Consider the following 23,212-nt stretch of genomic DNA (forward strand, 5'->3'; position numbering starts at 1 on the left):
GCGCACCCGGGAGACCGGGATGAGCGGCCCCGCGTGGCACGGCGGTCCGGCATCCCTGACCGGTGGGTCTCAGGCCGACGCGCGGACCACGATCTCCGGGTCGAAGATCAGCGACGTGGGCTCGGTGCGTACGCCCCGGATGTGCTCGTCGAGCAGCCGGGCCATGGCCGCCGCCATCTCCTCGACCGGCTGGCGCACGGTGGTCAGCGGCGGCCGGCAGGTCACCGCCACGCTGGAGTCGTCGAACCCCACGACCGCCACGTCGTCCGGCACCTGCCGGCCCTGTTCCCGCAGCACCTGGCACACGCCCTGCGCCATCAGGTCGTTCGCGGCGAACACCCCGTCCACGTCCGGATGTTCGGACAGCAGCCCGGACATGGCGGCCATTCCGCTGTCCAGGGTGAACCCGCCCTCGGCGACAGGGACGTACGGGTGACCCCGGCGGGCCATGGTGTCGCGGAACCCGGCGAGCCGGTCCTGGCTCGCGGCCACCCCGAGGGGCCCGGTGACGGTGACGATCCGGCGGCAGCCCCGGTTCAGCAGGTGGTCGGCGGCGAGGCGCGCCCCGTCCCGGTGGGCGAGGTCGACATAGCTGAGCGGAACAGGCCGCGTGGGGCGGGCGAAGAGGACGGCGGGCAGACCCGCACCGGCGAGCAGCGCGGGCAGCGGGTCGTCGGCGTGGGTGGAGACGACGAGCGCACCGTCGGCACTCCCCTGCCGCAGGTCGGTCAGCACCTGGTTCCTGGTCTCCGCGGACTCGGCGAACATCAGCAGGGGATGCATCGACCGCGGACGCAGGTATCCCACGACACCGCTGACGACCCGTCCGAAGAACGGGTCCGCGAACACCCGCGCGGCGAAGGCGTTCTGCTCCTCCCCCGGTGTGTCACCGGCGCCGGACACGATCAGGGCCACCGTCTGGCTGCGGCGGGTCACGAGCGATCTGGCGGCCCGGTTGGGCGCGTAGCCGGTCCGCTCGATGGCCTCGCGCACCACTTCCTGAATTCCGGGGTCGACGTTGCGGACACCGTTGATGACCCGGGAAACGGTCGCGCGGGAGACTCCGGCCTCCCGCGCGACATCCTCCAGCGTGGGAGCCTGTCTGCTCATGGCGGCACCCTAACCGCCCGGCCCCGCCTCGGGATAGAGCGCTCTCCGCGAGCGCCGGGAGCTCAGCCCGAGGCCCGGACCAGGGTGACGGCGGTCAGCGGGAGCGATCCGGCGGAACGGCCCGCCAGCACCCGGTAGGGCCCCGGCCGGGTGCGCCAGGCGTGGTCGTCCTCGTCCCAGTGCCGCAGTGCGCGGCCCGGGATCCGCACCACCGCCGCCGTCCGCTCCCCCGGTGCTGCGTGGACGGCCGTGTAGCCCGCGAGCCAGCGTTCCGGGCGCTCCAGAGGGCCGGGGGGTCCGGCGAGGTAGACCTGGACGACCTCGCGTCCGGGACGCCCGCCCGTGTTGCGCAGCCCGATCCGCACGGTGAAGGATTCGCCGGCCACCAGGTCGTCGGGGACGTCGAGCGCTTCGTACGCCCACGTCGTGTAGCCGAGCCCGTGCCCGAACCAGTAGGCGGGCGTGCGGTGGTGGCGGGCCCAGGCGCGGTAGCCGATGTGCAGGCCCTCGTCGTAGTCGAGGCGGCCGGCTGCAGGCTCGGTACGGGTGACCGGGGCGTCGGCGAGCGTGGCCGCCCAGGTGGTGGGCAGCCGGCCACCCGGTTCGGCGTGCCCGAACAGCACGTCGGCCAGCCCGGAGCCGCCCTCCTGTCCGGGGAACCAGGTCAGCAGGACGGCACCGGCCTGCGCGCGCCAGGGCAGTTCGACGGGTCCCCCGCTGTTGACGACGACGACCGTGTGCGGGTTCGCGGCGGTCACCGCCCGCACCAGGTCGTCCTGTCGGCCGCCGAGCCCGAGGTCGGTCCGGTCGTAGCCCTCGGACTCGCCGTGCTCGGTGGTGCCGACGACCACGATCGCGGCATCCGCACGACGGGCGGCCACCGCGGCCTCGGCCAGGGCCGCCCGGTCGTCGGGGCGCGGTGGGGCAGCGGTCACCACGGTGGCGCGGCCGGTGCCGGGCGCGAGTTCGCGGCGCGCCGTCACCCGCACCGCACGTCCGGAGGTGAGGGGGACGCGCACGCAGTGGACGGGCGGGTTCACGTGGACGACGGCGGGGTCGTCCGTCTCCCTCGCGAACTCCCCTTCCAGGACGACGTGTTCGTCGACGGTCACGCTCATCCGGCCGAATCCGCCGACGCCGATCGTCCACGGCCCCGTCGTTCCCGGGAGCAGCACGGCGCTGATCTCGACGGTGTGCGCACCCGGGAGCTCGGGTGGTTCCAACTGGCGCCCGCTGAGCCGGTGTTCGGTATACAGCTCGTTCCCAGAAGCGTCCAGCAGACGGAGTCGCACTCCGGGGGTGTCCGTCGTGGGATCGGAGCACAGGTCGGGGGCGAGGGGAGGCGGCGGTGCGTCGGTCGACGGGCCGGGTACGTGGACGACGCGGGTGCCGTCGCCCAGCGCCGCCCTGATCCCGTCGAGCGGGGTGACGACGTGTCGCGGGAAGACGCCGGCGCTCCCGCCGCCCTGTGTGCGGGGCAGTACCGCGTGCGCGCCGATCACGGCGACCGTGCGCAGCCGGGCGGGGTCGAGCGGGAGGACGTAGCGGTTGTGCAGCAGGACGGCGCTCGCGGCGACGGCCCGGCGCAGCAGGTCCCGGGCGTCCCGGTCGAACCCCTCGGCCGCGCGCGCCGCTTCGACACCGCCACCGCCACCGCCACCGCCAGCGGCATCGGCATAGGCATCGGCAGGCACCCCGGAAGCGCTGCGGGCACCCGCGGGTCCGAGAGTCCCGGGTGCACCCCCAGCCAGGGCGTCGGCGTCTGCATCGGTGTGGGCGTGGGTGGGGGCGTCGGCAGCCTCCGGGCGGGCGGCCTCCTCCGAGGCGCCCGCGCGGGCGTCGGCGCCGACGGAGGTGCCGGCACCGGCCGCCGCGCGCACCGGCGGTTCCCCGAGCGCCCCGCACGCCGCCGCGAGCGTCAGCAGCCGGCGCACCTTGTCGTCGACGGCCGACACCGGCACGCGTCCGTCCTCCACGGCCCGCACCAGCGCGGCCCCCCAGCGACTGTCGGGTCCCGGCATGGCGAGGTCGAGACCGGCGCGGCCGGCCGGGTCGCCGTCGCGCAGCGCGCCCCAGTCGGAGACCACCACGCCGTCGAACCCCCATTCCCGCTTGAGGGGGTCGGTGAGCAGTGGACTGGCGTTCATCGTGGTGCCGTTGACGCCGTTGTACCCGGCCATGACGACCCGGACGCCGGCCTCGACCGCCGCCTCGAACGGCGCCAGGTAGACCTCGCGCAGCACCCGCTCGGACACGCGGACGTCGACGGTCAGCCGGTCGGTCTCGGAATCGTTGGCCACGTAGTGCTTGGCCGTGGCGGCCACCCCGCGCGCCTGGATGCCGCGGACGAGCGCGGCACCGGTGCGGCCGGTGAGTTCGGGGTCCTCGGAGAAGCATTCGAAGTGCCGTCCCCCCAGCGGGGTGCGGTGCAGGTTGAGGGTCGGCGCGAGGACCACGTCGACGTCCTTGCGGCGCGCCTCGGCGGCGAGCAGGCCGCCGAGGCGTTCCACGAACCGTTCGTCCCACAGTGCTCCGAGTGCCGATGCCGAGGGCAGCAGCAAGGAGGGATCGCGCTCGTCCCAGGACTGCCCCCGCACACCGGCGGGGCCGTCCGACAGGACCATCTCCCGCAGTCCCAGGGCCGGTTCGGCCCGGGTGCGCCAGGTGGTCGCGCCGGTCAGCAGCCGGACCTTCTCGCGGAGGGTCAGTTTGCCGAGGAGCCGTTCGCGTTCCGCCTCGTCGTCCGTCATCTCCATGTGTCCGGCCTCATTCCTGAGAGAGCGCTCTCCCGTTGGTGTCCGACTCAGTTGTAGACGCCGAACTCGTACAGCGAATAGCCCCATCCGGTGCCTCGCGCCGTTCCGTTGACCCGGACGTAGCGTCCGGTGCCGGAGACGTCGAGGTCGTCGACGCCGCCGTTGCCGTCGGTGACGCTGCGGACGGTGGTCCAGTTCTGCCCGTCGTCCGAGGTCTGGACGGTGTACGCCTTGGCGTACGAGGTCTCCCAGACGAGTTGGACGTGCCGGAACGAGGTGCGGCTGCCGAGGTCGACGCGGAGCCACTGGGGGTCGCTCCAGTCGCTGGCCCAGCGGGTGGTGAGGTTGCCGTCGACGGCGCCCGCCGCGGTACAGGGGCAGTCACCGCCGCCCGCCTGCGCCGAGGAAGCCGTGGCCGGCTTGCCGCGGGCGATGTTGGTACCGCTCGGGACGGGCGGTACCACACGGAAGGAGCGGGTCTCGACGCCGACGTTGCCTTTGCCGTCCTTGGCCTTGACGTAGATCTTCCAGACGCCGGGCTTGTCCGGCGCGGTCACCCTGAGCCGGCCGCCGCCGAGGTTGGTGGCGGGCAGCGTGACGAGCTGCTTGCTCTGGTCGATGTAGTTGCTGTTGTCCTGCACCTCGTACGTGATCGGGTCGCCGTCGGGGTCGGTGGCCTTCACCGCGAGGGTGAGGTCGCCCCCGGCCGGCACCTTGGCGGCATCGCCCTCGACGGTCAGGTCGGAGATGACCGGCGGGGTGTTGTCGTGGGAGGTGTCCGCTCCGTACGCCTTCTTCACGGCGTAGTACGAGAGCCGCTTCTCGCCGGCGGGGAGCAGGTTGAACCAGATGCCGCCGAAGTCGTACTCGGTGCCGTAGTGGAACATCGTGGCGCCGAGCGCGACGCCCTTGTGTCCGGTGATGCAGTTCCACGCCCGGGTGTATCCGTCGGCCTTGGCCCGGTCGGTGGGCTCGGCGGGGACGCCGTTCGCGTCGTCCGGCACCTCCCACTCGCCCGCGGGCCCGGTCTCGGTGACGATGTACGGCTTGGTGTAACCGCCCTGCTGCCAGGCGGCCTTGACGTCACAGACCGCGTTGTAGGCGTTCACGGCGTAGAGGTCGAGGTCGGGGGCGTTCTTCTTGTAGTACGGCCAGGCGCCGACCCACGCGTCGGTCGAGGTGACCGGGTGGTTGGGGTCGACGGCGTGGATCTTCTTGGTGATGTCGTTGACGAGGGTCGTGTACGCGTTGCGCTGGCGCTCCAGCTCGTCGCCGCTGTAGCAGTTCTGCAGGCCGAGCACGGATTCGTTGCCGACGTTCCACATCAGGACACCGGGGTTGTCCTTGTAGGTGGCCGCCCACTGCGGGAACTCGCTGAGGACCTGGTTCTTGTAGGCCGTGTCCGTCAGGTAGTTGACGCAGCCGCCGCTGCCGGGCCCGCCGCCGGGCTGCAGCCAGAAGCCGGCGATCACCTTGATGCCCTGGGCGGCGGCCGCGTCGAAGAGCGGCTTGCTGGACGCGTCGGTGCCCCAGGTGCGGATGGTGTTGACGCCCATCGACTTCAGATCGGGCATGTAGCGCGGGGCGTCGCTGACGGACGGCCCCCAGGTGAGGCCCTTGATCTGGTACGGGCTGCCGTCGACGGTCAGTTGCCAGTTGCCCTGCGAGCCGGTGACCTTGACGACGCTGCCGGCGGCGTGCGCGGGCTGGGAGGGCAGCGCGACGAGAGCTCCCGCGGCGAGCAGGCCCGCGGTGAGGGGCGCCGTGACGCGGCGCCGGGTGGTACGGGATGCGGTCATGAGTGTCCGTCCGGTGTGCGGGTGAGGGGGGAGGAGCAGGGGGTCGGGCGGTGGGATCCCGCCGGCCGGGGCCATGTACCGGCCGGCGGGAGTGCCGGCGTCAGGGAAGCCGGTAGTTCGCGTCGAGCGCCGCGCCCGCCTCGGGGTGGGTCTGGTCGTAGCCGCGGGCGTCGCACTGGAGGCCGCCGACGACACAGTGGTCGACGAGCGCCTTGAGCGTCGGCGCGTCCCAGGCGTTGAAGAAGTCGTAGTGGAAGGAGTAGCCGGCGCCGCTCGCCAGTTTCACCTTGGACATGTCGCCGTTGACCGGGAAGGCCATCTTGAACTCGATCATCGGCAGGGCGACGGGGTGGTCGTCCGGGCAGATGTTGTTGTTCGTGCCGGGGTTGACCACCGGATACGCCATGTGGCTCTGGTGGTTGGGGGTGTCCAGGTACTTGCCGTCCCAGCAACTGGGCGCCTGGAAGCGGATGTTGAGCTGGACGTCGGCCCTGTTCGGGCACTGCGCGGGAAAGTCGACGTTGAAGAAGCTGTCGCCGCACTCCCAGCCCTCCACGAAACCGCGGTGGTTGCGGAAGTCGGCCGCCGACTGCAGGGGGCTGCCGACGACGAAGCGCAGTCCCTTGGGGAAGGGCCGCACGCTGGTGTAGTCGGTGACCCCGGCCTTGTAGTAGATGACCTGGGGGCCCACCGGAAGCACGGGTGTGCTGCCGTTGAGCAGGGTCGGCATCCAGTAGGCCGACTTGTCGCCGGGGGCCTTGCAGGTGGTCCCGCCGGAGTCGAGCGAGGCGGTGGTGCTGGCCGCGTTCGTGGTGGTGTTGCCCATGAAGGTGTGGTCGTGCGACTTGCCCGGCTGGCCGGGGTAGACGATCGGGTCGTCCGGCCGGGTGTGGGACACCGAACAGTTCGCCTGGAACTCGTGGAAGTACCGGTGCGTCGGCTCCGCCTTGGAGGGGACGACCCCGGTCACCGGCGGGTTCGCCGGGATGTATCCGTCGCCGTCCGGGTCCTCGGGCGAGGCGAGCGTCGAGACGGGCATCGCGTGCCCGGTGTGGACGGTGGCCGAACCGGCCACCGAGGTTGTCGCGCCCGATGCCGGGTCGGCGCTCATCGCCACGCCGGCCAGGCCGAGCGTGGTGAGGACCAGTGCGCTGGACATCAGGATTCCTGAGACGATCTTCGATCTCCGTGCCATGGAGACCTCCTGCCACGTCGATGGGGACGGTGGGGGCCGGGCGACCCACGGACGAAGTGCGGTCCGAGGCCGCCCGCGTGACGGTCCATCACATGTGCCGTGGAAACTGGGAGAGCGCTCTCCCGTCGAGGAGTGTTGTGGCGGTTGCGCAAGGGTGTCAAGGGAGCTGACGGAGAATCACTGCGTGCGATGCACGCATCTCTTGAACGCACCTGGACGCCGGGAAACCGCCCTCAAGTCCCCTTAAAGACTCATCAAGTGCAGCAAATTGAGGCCGAGTCGACGGTTCAGTCGGCAACAACATCCGGTACTCCGGTCACAACTCTTGACGCGTCGTTCACCTGGATGAAGCATGCATCGGCAAGAGAGCGCTCCCCCAACCTCCCACCGTTCACTTCCTGAACCAGGAGAGTCGCCCCCCATGTCGCACACCCCCACGGACACCCCGGACTCCGGCCGCTCCTCCGTCGCGCGCCGCACCGTTCTCGGAGCGATGGCCGCCGCCGCGGCGACGCCCGGGATCCTCGCCCTGTCCTCCCCCGCGTCCGCCGCGCCGGCCCCGCAGGCGGCCGCCCTGCCCGGCGGTGGTGACCTCGGCCCCAACGTCATCGTCTTCGACCCGTCGACGGCGGGCATCCAGGCCAGGCTCGACCAGATCTTCAAGCAGCAGGAGACCGCGCAGTTCGGCACGGGCCGCTACGCGCTCCTGTTCAAGCCGGGTACGTACAACGGGCTCAACGCCCAGCTCGGCTTCTACACCTCGATCGCGGGCCTCGGTCTGTCCCCGGACGACACGTCGATCAACGGCGACGTGACCGTCGACGCCGGCTGGTTCAACGGCAACGCCACCCAGAACTTCTGGCGTTCGGCGGAGAACCTCGCCCTCACCCCGGTCAACGGCACCAACCGCTGGGCGGTCGCGCAGGCGGCGCCGTTCCGCCGGATGCACGTGCGGGGCGGCCTCAACCTCGCCCCGAACGGCTACGGATGGGCCAGCGGCGGCTACATCGCCGACAGCAGGATCGACGGTTCGGTCGGCCCCTACTCGCAGCAGCAGTGGTACACCCGTGACAGTTCGGTGGGCGGCTGGTCCAACGCCGTCTGGAACATGGTGTTCTCCGGCGTCCAGGGCGCGCCGGCGCAGTCCTTCCCGAACCCGCCGTACACCACGCTCGACACCACCCCGGTCTCCCGGGAGAAGCCGTTCCTGTACCTCAATGGCAGCGAGTACCGGGTGTTCCTGCCGGAGAAGCGCACCAACGCGCGCGGCGTCACCTGGGGCAGCGGCACGCCGCGCGGCACGTCGCTGCCGCTCAGCCAGTTCTACGTGGCCAAGCCCGGTGTCACCGCCGCCACCCTGAACGCGGCCCTCACCCAGGGGCTCCACCTGCTGCTCACGCCGGGCATCTACCACCTGGACCAGCCGATCCAGGTCAACCGCGCCGGCACCGTGGTCCTCGGACTCGGCTACGCCACGCTCATCCCGGACAACGGCGTCACCGCGCTGCGGACGGCCGACGTCGACGGTGTCCGGCTCGCCGGATTCCTGATCGACGCCGGACCCGTCAACTCCAACACGCTCCTGGAAGTCGGCCCGACGGGCGCCTCGGCCGACCACTCGGCCAACCCGACCACCGTGCAGGACGTGTTCGTGCGCATCGGCGGGGCCGGCGCGGGCAAGGCGACGACCAGCATGGTCATCAACAGCCGCCACACGATCATCGACCACACCTGGGTGTGGCGGGCCGACCACGGCACCGGCGTCGGCTGGGACACCAACCGGGCCGACTACGGCATCCGCGTCAACGGCTCCGACGTCCTCGCCACCGGGCTGTTCGTCGAACACTTCAACAAGTACGACGTCCAGTGGTTCGGCGAGCGGGGCCGCACCATCTTCTTCCAGAACGAGAAGGCCTACGACGCCCCGAACCAGGCGGCCATCCAGAACGGCAGCATCAAGGGGTACGCGGCCTACAAGGTGGCCGACTCCGTGACCACGCACGAGGGCTGGGGTCTGGGCAGCTACTGCTACTACAACGTCGACCCGACGATCGTGCAGCACCACGGCTTCGCGGCGCCGAACAAGCCGGGCGTGAAGTTCCACGACCTGCTGGTCGTCTCGCTGGGCGGGGCCGGACAGTACGAGCGGGTCATCAACGACACGGGGGCGCCCACGTCGGGCACCTCCACCGTGCCGTCCACGGTGGTCTCCTACCCCTGACGGTTGCCGCCCACGGCGCACCGCCGGGACCCGTCCTCCTGCTGAGGAGGGCGGGTCCCGGCGGTGGACGGCCGGCCGTGGTGCGGCCGCCGAGGGTTCAGTAGCGCTGGGCCTTCGCGAGCACGGGGGTGAGCTGGGGCTCGGCGGGCTGCCGGCTGACCACGACCGGCTGCGCGCGCTTGCCCGGTTCGAGGTTCTCCTTGCCGACGTAGCGGGTCTCCACGACCTTCCCGTCGGGGTTCTTGAAGTCGACCTGGACGGCGTACGACGCCTTCTGGTCGGTCGTGTTGGTGATGGTGACGACCACGGCGCGCAGGCCGCCGGTCTCCCCGGTGGGCAGGCCGGTCATGCTGACGTCGGAGGTCGCGTTGCCGGCGCCCTTGACGTCCTTCAGCTGCTTCTGGGCGGTGACGGCGGCGCGTTCGGTGTCGGCGTTGACCGACGCGGCGAACTCCGAGGCCCGGGCGGACACGGAGGCGGCCGCGGACGACGCCCGGCCGCTCGCGGACTCGATGATCGAGGAGGCGGCGGAGGCGATCGCGGAGGGCGGTGTCCCCGTGAAGTCGGAGGCGTTCGGCGGGGTGGGATTGGCGGAGGCCGCCCCGCTGTCGTTGTCGCTGTCCGAACTGCACGAGACCAGGAGGGACCCGCACGCGATCGCGGCCAGCAGGGCAGCGACATGCCGTGATCCGCCTCGGCCGGGGGTTGCGCGTCTGCTCATGGGTTTCGCCTCTTCCTGCCGTACGGGGCACGGGGGCTCGTCGGCTCGTCCACTTCCGTTCGTACGGACTCCCTCATGCTCCGTGCCGTGCGCGGTGGCGGCGAACCACGGGCGCCCATTGGGGTGGCGCGGGGAGCTCAGCGGCCGTGTCCCGTGCGGTCGAGCCACGCCTGGGACACCGCCAGGGCCGCCGCCATGATGCTCAGCTGCGGGTTGACCTCCGGGCAGGCCGGCAGGACCGAGCCGTCCGCGACGAGCACGCCGTGGACACCGCGCAGCCGTCCCTCGGGGTCGGCGGGAGCGCGCCCGGGATCGGCGCCCGCGGCCACGGTGCCGGTCGGGTGGAACGCCGAAAGGCGCAGATCGCGAGGCCCCACGCCCGCGAGGAGGTCGTCGAGCGCGTCGAGCGAGCGGGCCCGGGGCGCGCTCGCGACACCGGTGAGGACCTCCTCGGCGCCCGCGGCGAACAGCAGACGGCCCATGGCGCGTACGGCTGTCATCAGGCGGTCCCCGTCGCGCGGGTCGAGGGCGTAGCCGACCACGGTGCGGTCGCGGCCCACGACCCGGCCACAGGGGCGGTCGGCGATCATGGCGCCGAGGGTCGCGAGGTGGTCGGCGCCCTCCAGTTCGCGCCGCAGTTCGCGGCCGAGGCCCGGCAGGACGAAGCTGCCCATGCCCGGCGGGCTCGCGGTCGCCTCGACGAGGACACCGCGTTCGTGGAGTTCCTCGACGCCGACGCTCTGCAGCACGCCGCGCGAGGCTGTGACGGGTTCGGCGAAGCGTCCGGCGACGCTGGTGGCCGGGTGGACGCTGAGGTTGCGGCCCAGGCGGGGGTGCCCGCCGAGACCGGAGCGGCGCAGCAGCCCCGGTGTATGGAGTGTCCCGGCCGCGGCCACGACGAGGGGCGCGAGGATCTCCAGTTCGCTGCCGTCGGCCCGGCGGGCCAGCACCCCCGCGGCGCGGGGTCCGCCCGGCACGTCGCGGTCCAGCAGGACGCGGTGGGCGCGCACCCCGGTGACGATCCGGGCGCCCGCGGCGCAGGCGTCGGGCAGGACGGAGAGCTGGACGCTCTGTTTCGCGCCGGTCGGGCAGCCCACCACGCACTGGCAGGAGCCTTTGCAGCCGGGCGCGTTGCGGCGCAGGGGCGCGGCCCGCCAGCCGAGTCGTTCGGCGCCGGCCAGGGCGAGCAGGCCGTTGGTGCCGAGGACGTCGAGGGGTTGCGGCGCCACCCGGAGGGTGTGTTCCACCTCGTCGAGGAGGGGCCCGAATCCGTCGGCGAGCGCGAAGCCGAACGTGCCGCTCCAGCGGGCCAGGACGTGGTCCGGAGTCCGGTAGCAGGTGCCGGAGTTGACGACGGTGGTGCCGCCGACCGCGCGGCCGACCGGCAGCAGCAGCGGCGGGTTGCCGAGGGCGACGGTGGCGCCCCCGTCCCGGTACAGCTCGGCGAACCGGTCGAGGGGTGCCCGGCGTCCGAAGGAGGCCGTGGAGTGGTGCTCGCCCTCCTCCAGGACCACCACGTCGAGTCCGGCGCGGGCGAGGGTCCGGGCGGCCATGGCTCCGCCGGCGCCGGAGCCGACGACGATCACGTCGGCGGTGCTCCGGGCCGGCCAGTCACCGGCCGGGGTGCAGTCGAGCGGCGGGTCCGGGGGCGCCGCGGGTGGCGTGGGCGCGGGGCCGGCCATCATCCGTTCGGTGCCGGCGGCGAGCAGCACGGGAACCTTGAGGACGTCGAGGAACGGGGCGAGCCGGGGGTGCGCGGCGAGGGAGCCGAGGACGTCCTCGCGTTCACCAGGCGTGAGGGCGGTGAGGCGTCTGCCGGTACGCAGGACGGCGTACGTCTCCAGGGCGCCGACGGCGGTGCGGACACCGGCCCGGGCGGGCCGGGGCAGGCTGGTGAGGACCGTGTCGAGGCGGCTCGGCACGCGGGCGGGCCAGTCGGCGTCGCCCGAGTCGGCGAGGAGCGCCGCGACGAGTCCGTCGGCGGTCATCGGTCGCCCGCCTCGGCGTGCGCGGTCCCGTCGAGTTCCCAGGTCGCCTCGGGCCGCCAGCGCCCCCACCAGCGTTCCAGCACGATCCGGGCGTCGGCCGACTCGCTGTTGCGGCACACCGCGGGGGCTCCGTCCGGGGCGCGGTAGGTGAGGGTGAGGGTCCGCTTGGGGGGTTGTTCCACCTGAACGCGGATGCGGCGCAAGGCCGTTCGGCCGGTGACCGTCCACACGGGCAGGCCGAACGCGGCGCGGAAGCGTCCGAGGCCGAACCAGCCGACGGCGGAACGTTCGGGGCGCCGGGGCCAGGTCCGGCCGTGCCGGCGCAGCCGCAGGAAGACGAGCGGGGGCAGCCGGCGCAGAGCGGGCCGGGTGGACACGGCCGCGACGATCTCCAGCACGTCGCCGTCGCCGAGGTCGGCGTGCAGCCAGGTCCACCGGTGGGCGTTGCCGTGCCCGTAGATCCGGGCCGACGCTCCGGGCGCGCCGCGCAGGGTGAGGGTCGTGCCGCCGTACGTGAACGTGCCGTCGTAGGTGGCGCGGGCGGCCGGGAGCATCTGGGCCGCGGGGAGCAGGGGCCGGTTCCAGGACCAGCGGGGGAAGGTGAACAGCGCTTCCGCCTGCGGTCGTTCGTCGAGATTCCAGTGGAAGTCGCCGGCGGTACCGCTCAGGCGACCCGCCGTGCTGCTCACCCCGTCGGCGGCGAATCCGTCCGTCGGCCGGGTCCAGGGGACGGGTCCGAAGCGGGCGTGCGAGACCTCGCCGGCGCGGGGGAAGGCGGCGACCCAACCGTGCGCGACGGGTGCCGATCCGTCGGTGGGCGCGGTGAGTTCGTGGTGCACCCACACGCCGGTGCCGGTGTCGGGGTCGGTGAGGGTGGTGTACCAGACCTCGGTGCGGCCCGGAGTCCCGTTCCAACGGGGACCCGTGTGCCGCTCGGGGCGCTCGCGGCGGGGGAAGCGGAAGCCGAGCAGGAACGGGGCGAGGCCGGTGGCGGCGGGGAAGCGCAGGACTCCTTCGCCTGCTCGCGCCTCGCCGTCGTACAGCGTGAAGGGCAGCACGGTCATCGAGGTGAAGGGGTGGCGCGGGGTCACGGACTTCCAGCCGTCCAGGGTGAGACGGCAGCCGTCGACGGTGAACGCGAGCCGGTAGCGGATGCGTCGGCGGGCGATCGGTGAGATCTCCAACTCGCCCGTGGCGCCGCGGTCGTCGGTGTGTCCGGCGATCCGGACGCGGCCGGTGAGACGGGCGTGCGTCGTCCGGTGCGGGAGGAGGACCCGGTCGGCGTCGGCGCGCAGGTCGAGGCGCAGGCGCCGCTCGCCGGGGTCGCCGTCGATGCGGACCGTGCCGAGCATGGTCTCGGTGAACACGGTGCCCCTCACGCGAGGCCGTCCAGCATGATGCGCTCGGTCTCCCGCAGATAGGCGGCGGCCGCCGCGTGGGCCCGGGTGGCGTCCCCGTCGGTGACCGCCTCGACCACCGGCACCAGACGGTCGTGCGCCACCCCCGGATCGGTGAAGGGTCCCTTCAGGAGCGAGCGGACGGGCAGATAGGCGTTGAAGAGCGTATTGGTCAGCAGGACGTAGACACGGTTGCCGGTGGCCCGGGCCAGGGCCCGGTGCACCTCGATGTCGGCGAGCTGTACCGCGTCCGCGCCGTCGGCCCCGCGGACGGCGTCGAGCAGTGCGGCCAGTTCGGCGCGCTGGGCGCGGGTGCCCCGGGCGGCGGCCCGCTCGGCTATCAACGCGCCGATGCCGCGCCGGACTTCGAAGACCTCGCGCACCCATCCGGCGTCGTGCCGGACCAGCATCGGCAGCAGATCCGCCCCACCGAGCCGGGCGTAGTCCCTCACCCGGGTCCCGACGCCGTGCCTGGTCTCCAGCAGCCCGGCCTGGACGAGCCGGCCGAAGGCGTGCTTGAGCGAGGTGCGCGTGACGCCGTACCCGTCGGCGAGCCGTCGCTCCGGGGGCAGGTAACTCCCGGCCGGGTGGCGGCCGTCGAGGATGTCCGTGCGCAGTCGGTCCTCCAGGACGTCGACGATCGTCTCGCGGGGCAGAGCCTCCACGATTCCCCCTTCGGGCAGTGGCTGAGTGGATGAGCCACTGAACCAGTGGACCACCCTCAAGGTCAACCCCACGTACACAAGGTCGCATTGCCGGATCCTTACGTGAACTCCGTTGGCCGGACGGCGGGTTGGACCGGACCAACTTTGTGTGAATCGTTGACATGTACGCCGTGCGGCGTAATTCTGAGAGCGCTCTCAACCGGATACGGACGAGCCGCGTCCGCCGACATCCACCTCGCTGAACCCCCACATCAAGGAGGCAGAGAGTGCGCGCGACATCCAGATGGACGACCTGGACCCTGGCCGCTGCCACGCTCACGACGACCCTGCTCACCTTCGGCACGCCCTCCCGTGCCGAGGCGGCGGTCCCCGCGACCATCCCCCTCACGTTCACGAACAACTCGGGCCGCAACGAACCCGTCTACATCTACGACCTCGGCACCCAGCTCTCGACGGGACAGCAGGGCTGGGCCGACGCGGGCGGCGCTTTCCACGCCTGGCCGGCGGGCGGCAACCCGCCGACTCCCGCGCCCGACGCGTCGATCGTGGGCCCGGCCAACGGGCAGACGAAGACGATCCAGTTGCCCAAGTTCTCCGGGCGGCTCTACTTCTCGTTCGGGCAGAAGCTCGACTTCCGCGTGACGACCGGCGGTCTCGTGCAGCCGGCCGTGCAGAATCCGAGCGACCCGAACCACAACATCCTCTTCAACTGGTCCGAGTACACGCTCAACGACTCCGGCCTGTGGATCAACAGCACCCAGGTCGACATGTTCTCCGCCCCGTACGCCGTCGGCGTCAAGGCGTCCGACGGGACCACGAAGACCACCGGGCACCTCAAGGCGGGCGGGTACACCGGCTTCTTCAACGCGCTGCGGAGCCAGCCGGGCGGCTGGGCGAACCTGATCCAGACCCGGTCCGACGGCACCGTGCTGCGGGCGCTCGCACCGGGGCACGGCATCGAGGGGGGCGCGCTTCCGGCCACCGTGATGGACGACTACGTCAACCGCGTCTGGCAGAAGTACAGCTCCTCGACGCTGACGGTGACACCGTTCGGCGACCAGCCGAACACGAAGTACTTCGGCCGGGTCTCCGGCAACGTCATGAACTTCACCAACAGCTCCGGCGCCGTCGTCACCAGCTTCCAGAAGCCCGACTCGGACAGCATCTTCGGCTGCTACAAGAAGCTCGACGCGCCCAACGACCTGGTACGGGGCCCCATTTCACGCACCCTGTGCGCGGGCTTCAACCGCTCGACGCTGCTGACCAATCCCAATCAGCCGGACGCCAACTCCGCCAACTTCTACGCGGACTCGGTGACCAACCAGTACGCCCGCAAGATCCACGCGCAGATGGCCGACGGCAAGGCCTACGCGTTCGCCTTCGACGACGTCGGCAACTACGAGTCCCTCGTCCACGACGGCAACCCGCAGCAGGCCTACGTGACGCTGGACCCCTTCAGCTGACCGACGCACGGGGGCGGGACGGGGCGGGTGCCGGGACAGGGCACCCGCCCCGTCTCCCTTCCCTGTGCCGCCCTACTCGCCACCGGGCCGGGCCGGCCGGGGAGCGAGACTGCGGTCCACCAGGTCGCGCCAGCCGGACTCCAGGCGCTCCAGGGGCATTCCGCGCTGCCGGGTGAGATGGCTGACGAGCACCGGGTCCAGGTAGCCCATCAGGGTCTGGGCGACCAGTTCGACATCCGCGCCCGAGCCCGCCTGGCGCAGCAGCATGCAGACGTGCATCAGCCGCACCCGGTACGGCGCGGACGTGAAACGGCGGCTCGCGTCGGGCTCGGCGGCGAGGTACAGGTCGAGCTGCTCCGAGGTCTGGCGCAGAGTGCGGCAGCCGAAGGCGCGCAGCCGCTCCGCCGGTTCGGCACCGGGCCCCAGGGGCGCCGGGCCGGCCATGAAGGCGGCCTGGAAGCGCTGCTCGGTGTGGTCGAGCAGTGCCATCAGCAGGCCGGTGCGGTCGCCGAAGCGCCGGAAGACGGTCCCCTTGCCCACCGCCGCGGCGGTGGCGACGGCCTCCATCGTGAGCCGGTCCACTCCCTGCTCCTCGACCAGGCGGGCGGCGGCCTCCAGGAGTCGCGCGCGGTTGCGGGCCGCGTCGGCGCGCAGCGGGGCGGCGCCGGGGGCGGTCAGCTCCATCAGAACGGGCTCGTCGGACGGGTCCTGTCGCTTCGGGAACGGTGGGAGTGGCGTGGACATGAACCCAGCGTAACGGCAATCGGGGCCAACTGGACTGCGGTCCGCTTCGGTGATAAACCTGTAAGCGGACCTCGGTCCGGTTTGTTGCCGCAGTGTTTCAGCGTTTCCAGTATCGGGAGATATCCATGTCCGTTCGCATCCTCGCGCTCGTCGGCAGCCTGCGCGCCGGTTCCCACAACCGTCAGCTCGCCGAGGCGGCCGTGAAGCTCGCCCCGGAGGGTGCCGAGGTCGAGCTCTTCGAGGGCCTCGCCGAGATCCCCTTCTACAACGAGGACATCGACATCGAGGGCGATGTTCCCCCCGCCGCCGCCCGGCTGCGTGAGGTGGCCGGCTCCGCCGACGCCTTCCTGCTCTTCTCCCCCGAGTACAACGGCACCATCCCGGCCGTGCTGAAGAACGCCATCGACTGGCTGTCCCGTCCCTACGGCGCCGGCGCCTTCAGCGGCAAGCCGGTCGTCGTGGTCGGCACCGCGTACGGCCAGTTCGGCGGCGTGTGGGCGCAGGACGAGGCCCGCAAGGCCGTGGGCATCGCCGGCGGCACCGTCCTCGAGGACGTCAAGCTCTCCGTCCCCGGCTCCGTGGTCCGCTTCGCGGAGACGCACCCGGCCGACGACGCGGAGGTCGCCGCCCAGATCGCCGAGGTCGTGAACCGTCTGCACAGCCACGTCGGCGCGGTCGAGGTCGCCTGACAACTCGCTTGTGGGCCGGTCCGGTTGACCCGGGCCGGCCCTCGGCATGTCGCGGCTCGGTCACCACGCGTCCCAAGATCGCCACGACCCTGGCGGAGCGGCGGCCTCCGCGACAGGATGCCCGCATGAAGAGTGATCTCTTTTCCAGTGACCACATGGTGCAGCCCGCCGTCGCGGCGGGCATGACGCTGCAGAACGCCAAATCCATCAAGTACGCCGTCCAGGGGGAGATGTTCGCGCGCCAGGGCGCGATGGTCGCCTACCGGGGCAGCCTCCAGTTCGAGCGCAAGGGCCAGGGCGTGGGCGGCATGCTCAAGCGTGCCGTCACCGGTGAGGGGCTTCCGCTGATGACCGTCCGCGGGCAGGGCGAGGCCTGGTTCGCGCACGAGGCGCAGAACTGCTTCATCGTGGGCATCGAGCCGGGCGACGTCTTCACGGTCAACGGCCGCAACGTCCTGTGCTTCGACGCCACGCTGTCGTACGACATCAAGACCGTGAAGGGTGCGGGCATCACCGGCGGTGGCCTGTTCAACAGTGTCTTCACCGGCCACGGCGACCTGGGCCTGATATGCGAGGGCAACCCGCTGGTCATTCCCGTCACGCAGCAGCAGCCGGTGTTCGTCGACACGGACGCCGTCGTCGGCTGGACCGCTCATCTGCGGACCTCCCTGCACCGGTCGCAGTCCATCGGCTCGATGATCCGCGGGGGATCCGGCGAGGCGGTGCAGCTGAAGCTGGAGGGCGAGGGCTATGTGGTCGTGCGGCCCAGTGAGGTGACGCCCCAGAAGCAGCAGCACTGACCGACAGCGGTCCGGCAAGCGGGGGCCGGGGGTGTCACGCCGTGTCGGCGTGGCACCCCCGGCCCGTGGGTCCGTCCGTCAGTGCTTCGCGGCGGGGGTGTTGGCCGCGGTGACGTTCACCGCCGCCCAGGCCCTGCCCACCGCCTTGTACTCGGTGCCGGTCGACCCGTACAGGTCCGCGGCGGCCTTGAGCGTGGCCTTGCGCGCGTCATGGAAGTCGGTCGTCGAGACCATGTAGCGGGTCAGCGCCCGGTAGAAGACGGCCGTCGCCTTGGTCCGGCCGATGCCGGTCACGCGGGAACCGTCGTACGTCGGCGAGTCGTAGGTCACGCCGCCGATCGTCTTGCGTCCGCTGCCCTCGGCGAGCAGGTAGTACGCGTGCGAGGAGACACCGGAACCGGCGTGCACCTCGGTGTCGTAGGCGGCGGGCGACCAGTAGTCGACGGCCTCCTCCAGGAGGTCGAGGGACGGGTGGTCCAGGCGGCGCAGGAACTTCTGCGCGAGGCCCAGCTTCTCGCCCACCAGGTAGTTCGGCGGGTTCTTCGGGTTCTTCGCCGCGAACTCGACGTTCGAGCCGAAGATGTCGGCCAGCGACTCGTTGAGGGAGCCGGGCTCGCCGTACTGGTTGCCCTCGTCGTCCACGCGGGTGGGTTCGAGCGCCGCGGTCGCGTCGACGACTCCGTGGGTCAGCTCGTGCCCGGTGACGTCGAGCACGACGAGCGGCTTCTTGAAGTACCGGCCGTCTCCGTCGCCGTACAGCATGCAGCCGCACGTCGAGTCCCAGAACGCGTTGCCGACCTTGTTGCCGAAGTGGACCATCCCGCGGGCGCCGGCGCTGTTGTTCTTGATGCCCTTGCGGCCGAACGTCTTCTTGTAGAAGTCCAGCGTCTTGGTGATGCCGTACTGCGCGTCCACCGCGGCGCTGGCCCGGGAGGCGGTGGTGCCGGTGCCCCACTTGTTGTCGCCGTCGGTGATCTTCTTGCCCCGCGTGAAGGACTCCAGCTCCTGTCCCCTGGCGTCCCGGGTCTCCGTGTTCCACCGGGTCGGGTCCTTGAGGACATAGCTGGTCCGGGCGGTCCGTGTGGTGGTCAGCGCCACCTTCCCGGCGAAGAGCGAGGCACCGCTTCCGGTCGCCGTCGCCGGGTAGTGGCCCGCTCGCGCGGCGCTCGTGAGCCCCGGGAGTCCGGCCGTGAGACCGGTCTGCGGGGTGGCGCTGCCGCCTCGCTCGCGCAGGGTGTCGGCCAGGGACGGCGAGATGAACTCGTCGTTGTCCGGGATGCTGCTGCGGATCCTGCCGGTGCGGGCGTCCACGACGACCGTGCGGGAGCCGCCGGCCTCCGTGGTGCCGCTGTCCGTGACGGTCACCTGATAGGCGAGCGCGGCGGCGCCCTCGCGGGCGTCCACGACGAGTCGGGCGGCGCCCGCGTCGCCCCGGGCCGCGTCGGCCGCCTTCCGCTCGGCCTGCTCGGGCGTCAGTTCCGCCCGGACGGTGGCGGGCTCGACCGTATGACCGGCGGCCCGGGTCACGCCCAGGTACTGCGACCGGTCGCCGAGGTGCACGACCAGGTCACCGCCGAGGACCGGCAGCCCCTGGTGGGCGCGGACGAACCGCACGTGCTGCTTGCCGTCGGGGTCCGTCATCACGTCCTTGGCCCGCAGGGTGTCGCCCTGAGCCACCCCGGTGTCCTCCGCATGAGCGAAGGCGGCCGCCCTGGCCGCCGCCACGGGCGACGAGGACGCGGCCGCCGCGCGGGCGGGAGTGTCGGGCACGGCCGCGAGGGCGGGGCCCGGAAGCGTGGCGGCCGTCGTCACGGCGACGGCTATGGCCACGCGGCGTATGTGGGGTCTACGCACTGAGTTCCTTCGGTACGGGGCGGCCGGCGACGCCAACCGCCCGGTGGCACGGCGCCGTTCGGCGCCGCGGGGGCCGGTCGGGCCCCGGGTGACCACCGGCCGACGTGCCCGCCGGTGCGTCGACCGGACAGATGTGACCGGCCAGGAACCGGTTGCCTGCCGGGACCTGCCGGACCGCTGATGTGACCCATGTCGCACGGGGGACGAGACGCACGGCACAGCACGGAACGACACGGCACGGCACGGCCGAGGGGCCCGGCCGGTCGGGCGGGGACGGACGCGGCGTGCTCAGCTGTCGACGGCTCCGGAGCCGCCCGAGCCTTCAGACCGTCCGCTCGGCCAACGCCGAGAGCAGGGTGCCCAGTTCGTCGACGGGGCCGGGTGCGAGCCGCAGCGCCGTCAGCCGCGTCCACGCTTCGGCGAGGTGGCGTCGGGCCTCGTGTTCGGCCCGGGTGCGTCCCCCGGCCCGCTCGACGAGGGTCGCCGCGCGACGAGCGCGGTCGCCGTCGAGGGCGCCCGGGGCAGTGAGGAGTTCGGCGAGTTCGGCGCTTCCTCGCGCCGCGTCGAGGGCGACCAGGACCGGCAGTGTCTTCTTCCCCTGGCGCAGATCACCGTGGACCGGCTTGCCGGTGCGCTCCGGTTCGCCCCAGATGCCGAGCACGTCGTCCGCGATCTGGAACGCGACGCCCAGGTGCCTTCCGACGAGGTCGAGTTGCCCTGCCGTGCAGTCCGGAGCACCCGCCAGCCGCGCGCCGAGCGCGAGCGCGCAGCCGAGCAGCGCACCCGTCTTGCGCTCGGCCATGGTCACGTACTCCCCCGCGCGGACCGCCTCCGGCCCGGTCCAGGGTCGCTGCGCGAAGAGCAGGTCGTCGGCCTGGCCGCCGACCAGGTCACCGAGGGCAGTGGTCAACTGCCGTACGGCAGCGCCCGCGTGAGGCGTGACGGCGAGGGTCTCGACACCCAGGGCGAACAGCGCGTCGCCCGCGAGCACGGCGGGCCCGGTGCCGTACGCCTTCCACAGCGCGGGGCGGCCGCGGCGCAGCGCGTCGCCGTCCATGATGTCGTCGTGGAGCAGCGAGAACGTGTGGACGAGTTCCACGGCCACGGCTCCCGGCACGCCCGCCGCCCCTGCCCCGGACACCGCCTCGGCGCCGAGCACGGCCAGCGCCTGCCGGATCCCCTTGCCCCGGCCGGGGCCGGCGGGCGCGCCGTCGGTCTCGCGCAGACCCAGCGTGTAGCGGGCCATCTCCGCGACCCAGGGGTGCAGTCCGTCGATCGCGTCCGTCAGGGCGGGAGCGGTGAGGTCGCGGCAGCGACGCAGGATGGACGGGGCGTCGGGCGGCGCCGTACCGGTGCGGGGCCCGGCCCCGGCCGGTGGCGCGGTCGTCCCGGCCGCGGTCCCCGGCGCTGTCGCCGGCACAGCCGGTGTCATAACCGGTGCCGTTGCCGTCGCCGTGTCCGTCGGCACGGCCGGAGCCGTGGTCGCCGTCGTGGACCGGTGCAGGGCCGTCGGTGTCATCGTGCCGCCTCCGCTCCGGTGCGCTCCGGCCCCAACCCGAGTTCCGTGCGGGCCCGTTCCACCATCTGCCGGGCGTGCCGGAGACCGATGCCGTCCAGAACATCGGCCAACTCGGCCAGTTCGGCGGCGGTTTCGTCGCGGTCCCGGCCCAGTCGGGCCAGGGACTTGGCGAGGCCCAGCCTGGACAGCGCCCGTCCGCGTGGCTCGCTCATCTCCTCGAACTCCGCGAGCGCCTCGGCGTAGACGTCGCGGGCCTCGGCGTAACGGCCGGCGCGGTAGAGGACGTTGCCGCGCATCTTGTGGTTGTACGCGAGGGCACCGGAGAGCTTCATGGCGCGGCAGGACGCCTCCGCCTCGGTCAGCAGCTCCAGGGCGCGTCCGGTGTCTCCGTCACGCACGGAGACGATGTCCGCGAGGCCGCGCAGCGCCCAGGCGTGGCCGCGCCGGTCCTCGGCGCCTGCGGCTATGCCGGCCGCCTCCTCGAAGAGGGCGTACGCGGTGTCGTAGGCGCCGGTGTTGCGGTGGATCTGGGCGATGCCTTCCAGGGCCCACACCGTGTGGCGGGCCTCGCCGCGCTTGCGGGCCTCGGCCAGCAGCTGTTCGTGGAGGGTGGTCACCGCCTCGTAGTCGCCCTGGATGCGGCCGGTCTCGGCCATGCCGGCCAGGGAGTAGCCGCGCACCACGATGTCCCCGGACGCGCCGCCGAGTTCGGCGGCGAGCCGCAGCAGGCGCCACGCCAGCGGGAACGCGCCGCGCTGCCGGGCCAGCGTTCCGCCGCTCCACAGCGCCCACGCCATCGCGGCACCGTCGCCGGCGTCCCGCGCCGTGCGGTAACTCGCCTTCCACGCGCGGTCCGCGTCCGCCACCTGCCCGAGCCTGCGGTGCGCCTCGGCGACCGCGAGCCCCGATCGGGCGGCCTCGGTCCGCTCCCCCGCGCGCTCGGCGGCGCGCAGTTGCTCGGTGCCCGCCGCGAGGACGTCGGTCAGTGAGGAGTTCACGGACAGGGTGGTCAGAGCGCCCTGGTACTCCGGGGCGAAGGCCTTGCCGTACATGAATGCCTTTCCGTCTGCCACCGTCCGGCCGCGGTCGGTGCGGCCCGGAGGTGTGCTGTAGCTGACTGTCGTGCGGCGCTGACGTGGGAACATCCCGGCTCCTCGACGTACACACGGCATGTATACGCAAGGTGTATAGTTCGTCCGGTTTTCCTGCGTGAATTCCCGCTCGATGATGATGGCGGTGTCCGCCGCTCGTTGCCGATCAAGACGACGAACGGGTTCGCGGGGTTGCCTCCCGGCCCGAATCACGTTGCGAGGGAGCCCGAACGGGCCGGAGGATGACGGCGGTCCACCTCCTCGCGACGGAAAGCAGGCACGGATGTCCGCAGGCCCGATGCACGCCGACGAGGCACCGATCGACGGTCCGCTCGTACGGCGGCTGCTGGCCGCGCAGTTCCCGCGGTGGGCCCGACTGCCGCTCAGGCGCGTCGAGTCGGCCGGAACCGTCAACGCCCTCTACCGGCTCGGCGACGACCTGGCCGTGCGGCTCCCCCGCGTGCCGGGCGGTGCCGAGGACGTGGCCAAGGAGGCGACCTGGCTGCCCCGGCTCGCTCCGCTCCTCCCCGTCCCCGTACCGGAGATCATCGGTGTCGGTACCGCGGCCGAGGGTTACCCGTGGCAGTGGAGCGTGTTGCGGTGGATCGACGGCGAACTGCCCGTCGCGGGCGCCCTGTCCGACGCGCGGGGCCTGGCGGCCGACCTCGGCGCCTTCGTCGCCGCGCTGCGCCGGGCCGGTCTTCCGGACGGTCCGCGCGCCTACCGCGGTGACCCCCTGAAGACCGTGGACGCCGAGACGCGCTCGGCGATCGAGGAGTTGCGGGGTGCGATCGACACCGGGGAAGCGACGGCGGCCTGGGAGGAAGCCCTCGCGGCACCGGTGTGGACGGGGCCGCCCGTCTGGCTCCACTCGGACCTGATGCCGATGAACCTCCTGACCCGCGGGGGCCGCCTCGCGGCCGTCATCGACTTCGGCACGCTCGGCACCGGCGATCCCGCCTGCGACCTCGTCCCGGCCTGGAATCTGCTTCCCCCGGAGGCGCGCGGCGTCTTCCGGGACATCGCGGGCGCCGACGACGCCGTGTGGGCGCGGGGCCGCGGCTGGACCCTGTCCATGGCTCTGATCCAACTGCCGTACTACCGCACGACGAACCCGGTGATGGCGGCCAACGCCGAGCACGTGATCCGCGCGGTGCTGACGGAGCGCCGCTCCCGCTAGCGGGTGCCGTCCTGTTCCCG

At 72.4% G+C, this 23,212-nt stretch carries 17 protein-coding genes; 5 read left to right on the plus strand and 12 right to left on the minus strand.

Annotated elements, in window-relative coordinates; translation table 11 throughout:
* Positions 1 to 69: 69 nt before the first annotated feature.
* The 4 genes from B0675_RS29755 to B0675_RS29770 all read right to left on the minus strand — a co-directional run bounded on the left by B0675_RS29755 (position 70) and on the right by B0675_RS29770 (position 6,860).
* Complete coding sequence (locus B0675_RS29755) at positions 70 to 1,110, minus strand: LacI family DNA-binding transcriptional regulator (protein WP_081222699.1); 1,041 nt, start codon at positions 1,108 to 1,110, stop codon at positions 70 to 72.
* 62 nt (positions 1,111 to 1,172) lie between these two features.
* Positions 1,173 to 3,860, minus strand: coding sequence for a glycoside hydrolase family 3 C-terminal domain-containing protein (locus B0675_RS29760; protein ID WP_107482940.1), 2,688 nt, complete (start codon positions 3,858 to 3,860; stop codon positions 1,173 to 1,175).
* Positions 3,861 to 3,913: 53 nt separating this feature from the next.
* Positions 3,914 to 5,665, minus strand: a complete 1,752-nt coding sequence (locus B0675_RS29765) for a discoidin domain-containing protein (RefSeq protein WP_081222700.1) — start codon at positions 5,663 to 5,665, stop codon at positions 3,914 to 3,916.
* Positions 5,666 to 5,765: 100 nt separating this feature from the next.
* Positions 5,766 to 6,860 (minus strand): DUF1996 domain-containing protein, encoded by a 1,095-nt coding sequence (locus B0675_RS29770; RefSeq protein ID WP_081222701.1) that lies wholly within the window; start codon positions 6,858 to 6,860, stop codon positions 5,766 to 5,768.
* 421 nt (positions 6,861 to 7,281) lie between these two features.
* Here B0675_RS29770 and B0675_RS29775 point away from each other — a divergent pair, with 421 nt between their 5' ends.
* Positions 7,282 to 9,081, plus strand: coding sequence for a coagulation factor 5/8 type domain-containing protein (locus B0675_RS29775; RefSeq protein WP_081222702.1), 1,800 nt, complete (start codon positions 7,282 to 7,284; stop codon positions 9,079 to 9,081).
* 97 nt (positions 9,082 to 9,178) lie between these two features.
* Here the strand turns inward: B0675_RS29775 and B0675_RS29780 are convergent, their stop codons facing one another.
* The 4 genes from B0675_RS29780 to B0675_RS29795 form a co-directional block, all read right to left on the minus strand.
* The gene (locus tag B0675_RS29780; protein ID WP_081222703.1) at positions 9,179 to 9,802 is read right to left on the minus strand and encodes a hypothetical protein; all 624 of its coding nucleotides are present in this window, start codon (positions 9,800 to 9,802) and stop codon (positions 9,179 to 9,181) included.
* Between the two features lie 137 nt (positions 9,803 to 9,939).
* A complete protein-coding gene (locus tag B0675_RS29785; protein WP_081222704.1) occupies positions 9,940 to 11,790 on the minus strand; it encodes a GMC family oxidoreductase in 1,851 nt (616 codons plus the stop codon).
* The gene (locus tag B0675_RS29790) at positions 11,787 to 13,169 is read right to left on the minus strand and encodes a hypothetical protein (protein ID WP_081222705.1); all 1,383 of its coding nucleotides are present in this window, start codon (positions 13,167 to 13,169) and stop codon (positions 11,787 to 11,789) included. Before B0675_RS29790 ends, B0675_RS29785 begins: the two co-directional genes overlap by 4 nt.
* The gene (locus tag B0675_RS29795) at positions 13,166 to 13,852 is read right to left on the minus strand and encodes an FCD domain-containing protein (RefSeq protein WP_081222706.1); all 687 of its coding nucleotides are present in this window, start codon (positions 13,850 to 13,852) and stop codon (positions 13,166 to 13,168) included. The genes B0675_RS29790 and B0675_RS29795 overlap by 4 nt, the downstream gene beginning before the upstream one ends.
* A 299-nt stretch (positions 13,853 to 14,151) precedes the next feature.
* Between B0675_RS29795 and B0675_RS29800 the strand changes: the two genes are divergently transcribed.
* A complete protein-coding gene (locus B0675_RS29800) occupies positions 14,152 to 15,315 on the plus strand; it encodes a glycoside hydrolase family 64 protein (protein WP_241540106.1) in 1,164 nt (387 codons plus the stop codon).
* 72 nt (positions 15,316 to 15,387) lie between these two features.
* Here B0675_RS29800 and B0675_RS29805 read toward each other — a convergent pair whose 3' ends face one another.
* Complete coding sequence (locus tag B0675_RS29805; protein WP_081222708.1) at positions 15,388 to 16,059, minus strand: TetR/AcrR family transcriptional regulator; 672 nt, start codon at positions 16,057 to 16,059, stop codon at positions 15,388 to 15,390.
* A gap of 125 nt (positions 16,060 to 16,184) precedes the next feature.
* Here B0675_RS29805 and B0675_RS29810 point away from each other — a divergent pair, with 125 nt between their 5' ends.
* Positions 16,185 to 16,748 carry an NAD(P)H-dependent oxidoreductase gene (locus B0675_RS29810; protein ID WP_081222709.1) on the plus strand — a complete coding sequence of 188 codons (564 nt, stop codon included), beginning with the start codon at positions 16,185 to 16,187 and terminating at the stop codon, positions 16,746 to 16,748.
* A gap of 125 nt (positions 16,749 to 16,873) precedes the next feature.
* Complete coding sequence (locus B0675_RS29815; RefSeq protein ID WP_081222710.1) at positions 16,874 to 17,548, plus strand: AIM24 family protein; 675 nt, start codon at positions 16,874 to 16,876, stop codon at positions 17,546 to 17,548.
* A 78-nt stretch (positions 17,549 to 17,626) separates the two neighbouring features.
* Here B0675_RS29815 and B0675_RS29820 read toward each other — a convergent pair whose 3' ends face one another.
* The 3 genes from B0675_RS29820 to B0675_RS29830 all read right to left on the minus strand — a co-directional run bounded on the left by B0675_RS29820 (position 17,627) and on the right by B0675_RS29830 (position 21,973).
* Positions 17,627 to 19,402, minus strand: coding sequence for a M4 family metallopeptidase (locus tag B0675_RS29820; RefSeq protein ID WP_081222711.1), 1,776 nt, complete (start codon positions 19,400 to 19,402; stop codon positions 17,627 to 17,629).
* Between the two features lie 322 nt (positions 19,403 to 19,724).
* On the minus strand, positions 19,725 to 20,726 hold the full coding sequence (locus B0675_RS29825; RefSeq protein ID WP_241540107.1) for a polyprenyl synthetase family protein: 1,002 nt from the start codon (positions 20,724 to 20,726) through the stop codon (positions 19,725 to 19,727).
* Positions 20,727 to 20,917: 191 nt separating this feature from the next.
* The gene (locus tag B0675_RS29830) at positions 20,918 to 21,973 is read right to left on the minus strand and encodes a tetratricopeptide repeat protein (protein WP_081222713.1); all 1,056 of its coding nucleotides are present in this window, start codon (positions 21,971 to 21,973) and stop codon (positions 20,918 to 20,920) included.
* A 322-nt stretch (positions 21,974 to 22,295) separates the two neighbouring features.
* Here B0675_RS29830 and B0675_RS29835 point away from each other — a divergent pair, with 322 nt between their 5' ends.
* The gene (locus B0675_RS29835; RefSeq protein WP_081222714.1) at positions 22,296 to 23,192 is read left to right on the plus strand and encodes an aminoglycoside phosphotransferase family protein; all 897 of its coding nucleotides are present in this window, start codon (positions 22,296 to 22,298) and stop codon (positions 23,190 to 23,192) included.
* The last annotated feature ends 20 nt before the right edge of the window (positions 23,193 to 23,212 follow it).

It is taken from the genome of Streptomyces sp. M41(2017) (assembly GCF_002078175.1).
GTDB lineage: Bacteria > Actinomycetota > Actinomycetes > Streptomycetales > Streptomycetaceae > Streptomyces.

Excerpts from the sequence above, each read along its gene's own strand:
- B0675_RS29805 (WP_081222708.1), bottom strand. The coding sequence starts at position 16,059 with ATGTCCACGCCACTCCCACCGTTCCCGAAGCGACAGGACCCGTCCGAC.
- B0675_RS29770 (WP_081222701.1), bottom strand. The coding sequence starts at position 6,860 with ATGGCACGGAGATCGAAGATCGTCTCAGGAATCCTGATGTCCAGCGCA.
- B0675_RS29815 (WP_081222710.1), top strand. The coding sequence starts at position 16,874 with ATGAAGAGTGATCTCTTTTCCAGTGACCACATGGTGCAGCCCGCCGTC.
- B0675_RS29780 (WP_081222703.1), bottom strand. The coding sequence starts at position 9,802 with ATGAGCAGACGCGCAACCCCCGGCCGAGGCGGATCACGGCATGTCGCT.
- B0675_RS29785 (WP_081222704.1), bottom strand. The coding sequence starts at position 11,790 with ATGACCGCCGACGGACTCGTCGCGGCGCTCCTCGCCGACTCGGGCGAC.
- B0675_RS29760 (WP_107482940.1), bottom strand. The coding sequence starts at position 3,860 with ATGACGGACGACGAGGCGGAACGCGAACGGCTCCTCGGCAAACTGACC.
- B0675_RS29775 (WP_081222702.1), top strand. The coding sequence starts at position 7,282 with ATGTCGCACACCCCCACGGACACCCCGGACTCCGGCCGCTCCTCCGTC.
- B0675_RS29765 (WP_081222700.1), bottom strand. The coding sequence starts at position 5,665 with ATGACCGCATCCCGTACCACCCGGCGCCGCGTCACGGCGCCCCTCACC.
- B0675_RS29830 (WP_081222713.1), bottom strand. The coding sequence starts at position 21,973 with ATGTACGGCAAGGCCTTCGCCCCGGAGTACCAGGGCGCTCTGACCACC.
- B0675_RS29755 (WP_081222699.1), bottom strand. The coding sequence starts at position 1,110 with ATGAGCAGACAGGCTCCCACGCTGGAGGATGTCGCGCGGGAGGCCGGA.
- B0675_RS29810 (WP_081222709.1), top strand. The coding sequence starts at position 16,185 with ATGTCCGTTCGCATCCTCGCGCTCGTCGGCAGCCTGCGCGCCGGTTCC.
- B0675_RS29835 (WP_081222714.1), top strand. The coding sequence starts at position 22,296 with ATGTCCGCAGGCCCGATGCACGCCGACGAGGCACCGATCGACGGTCCG.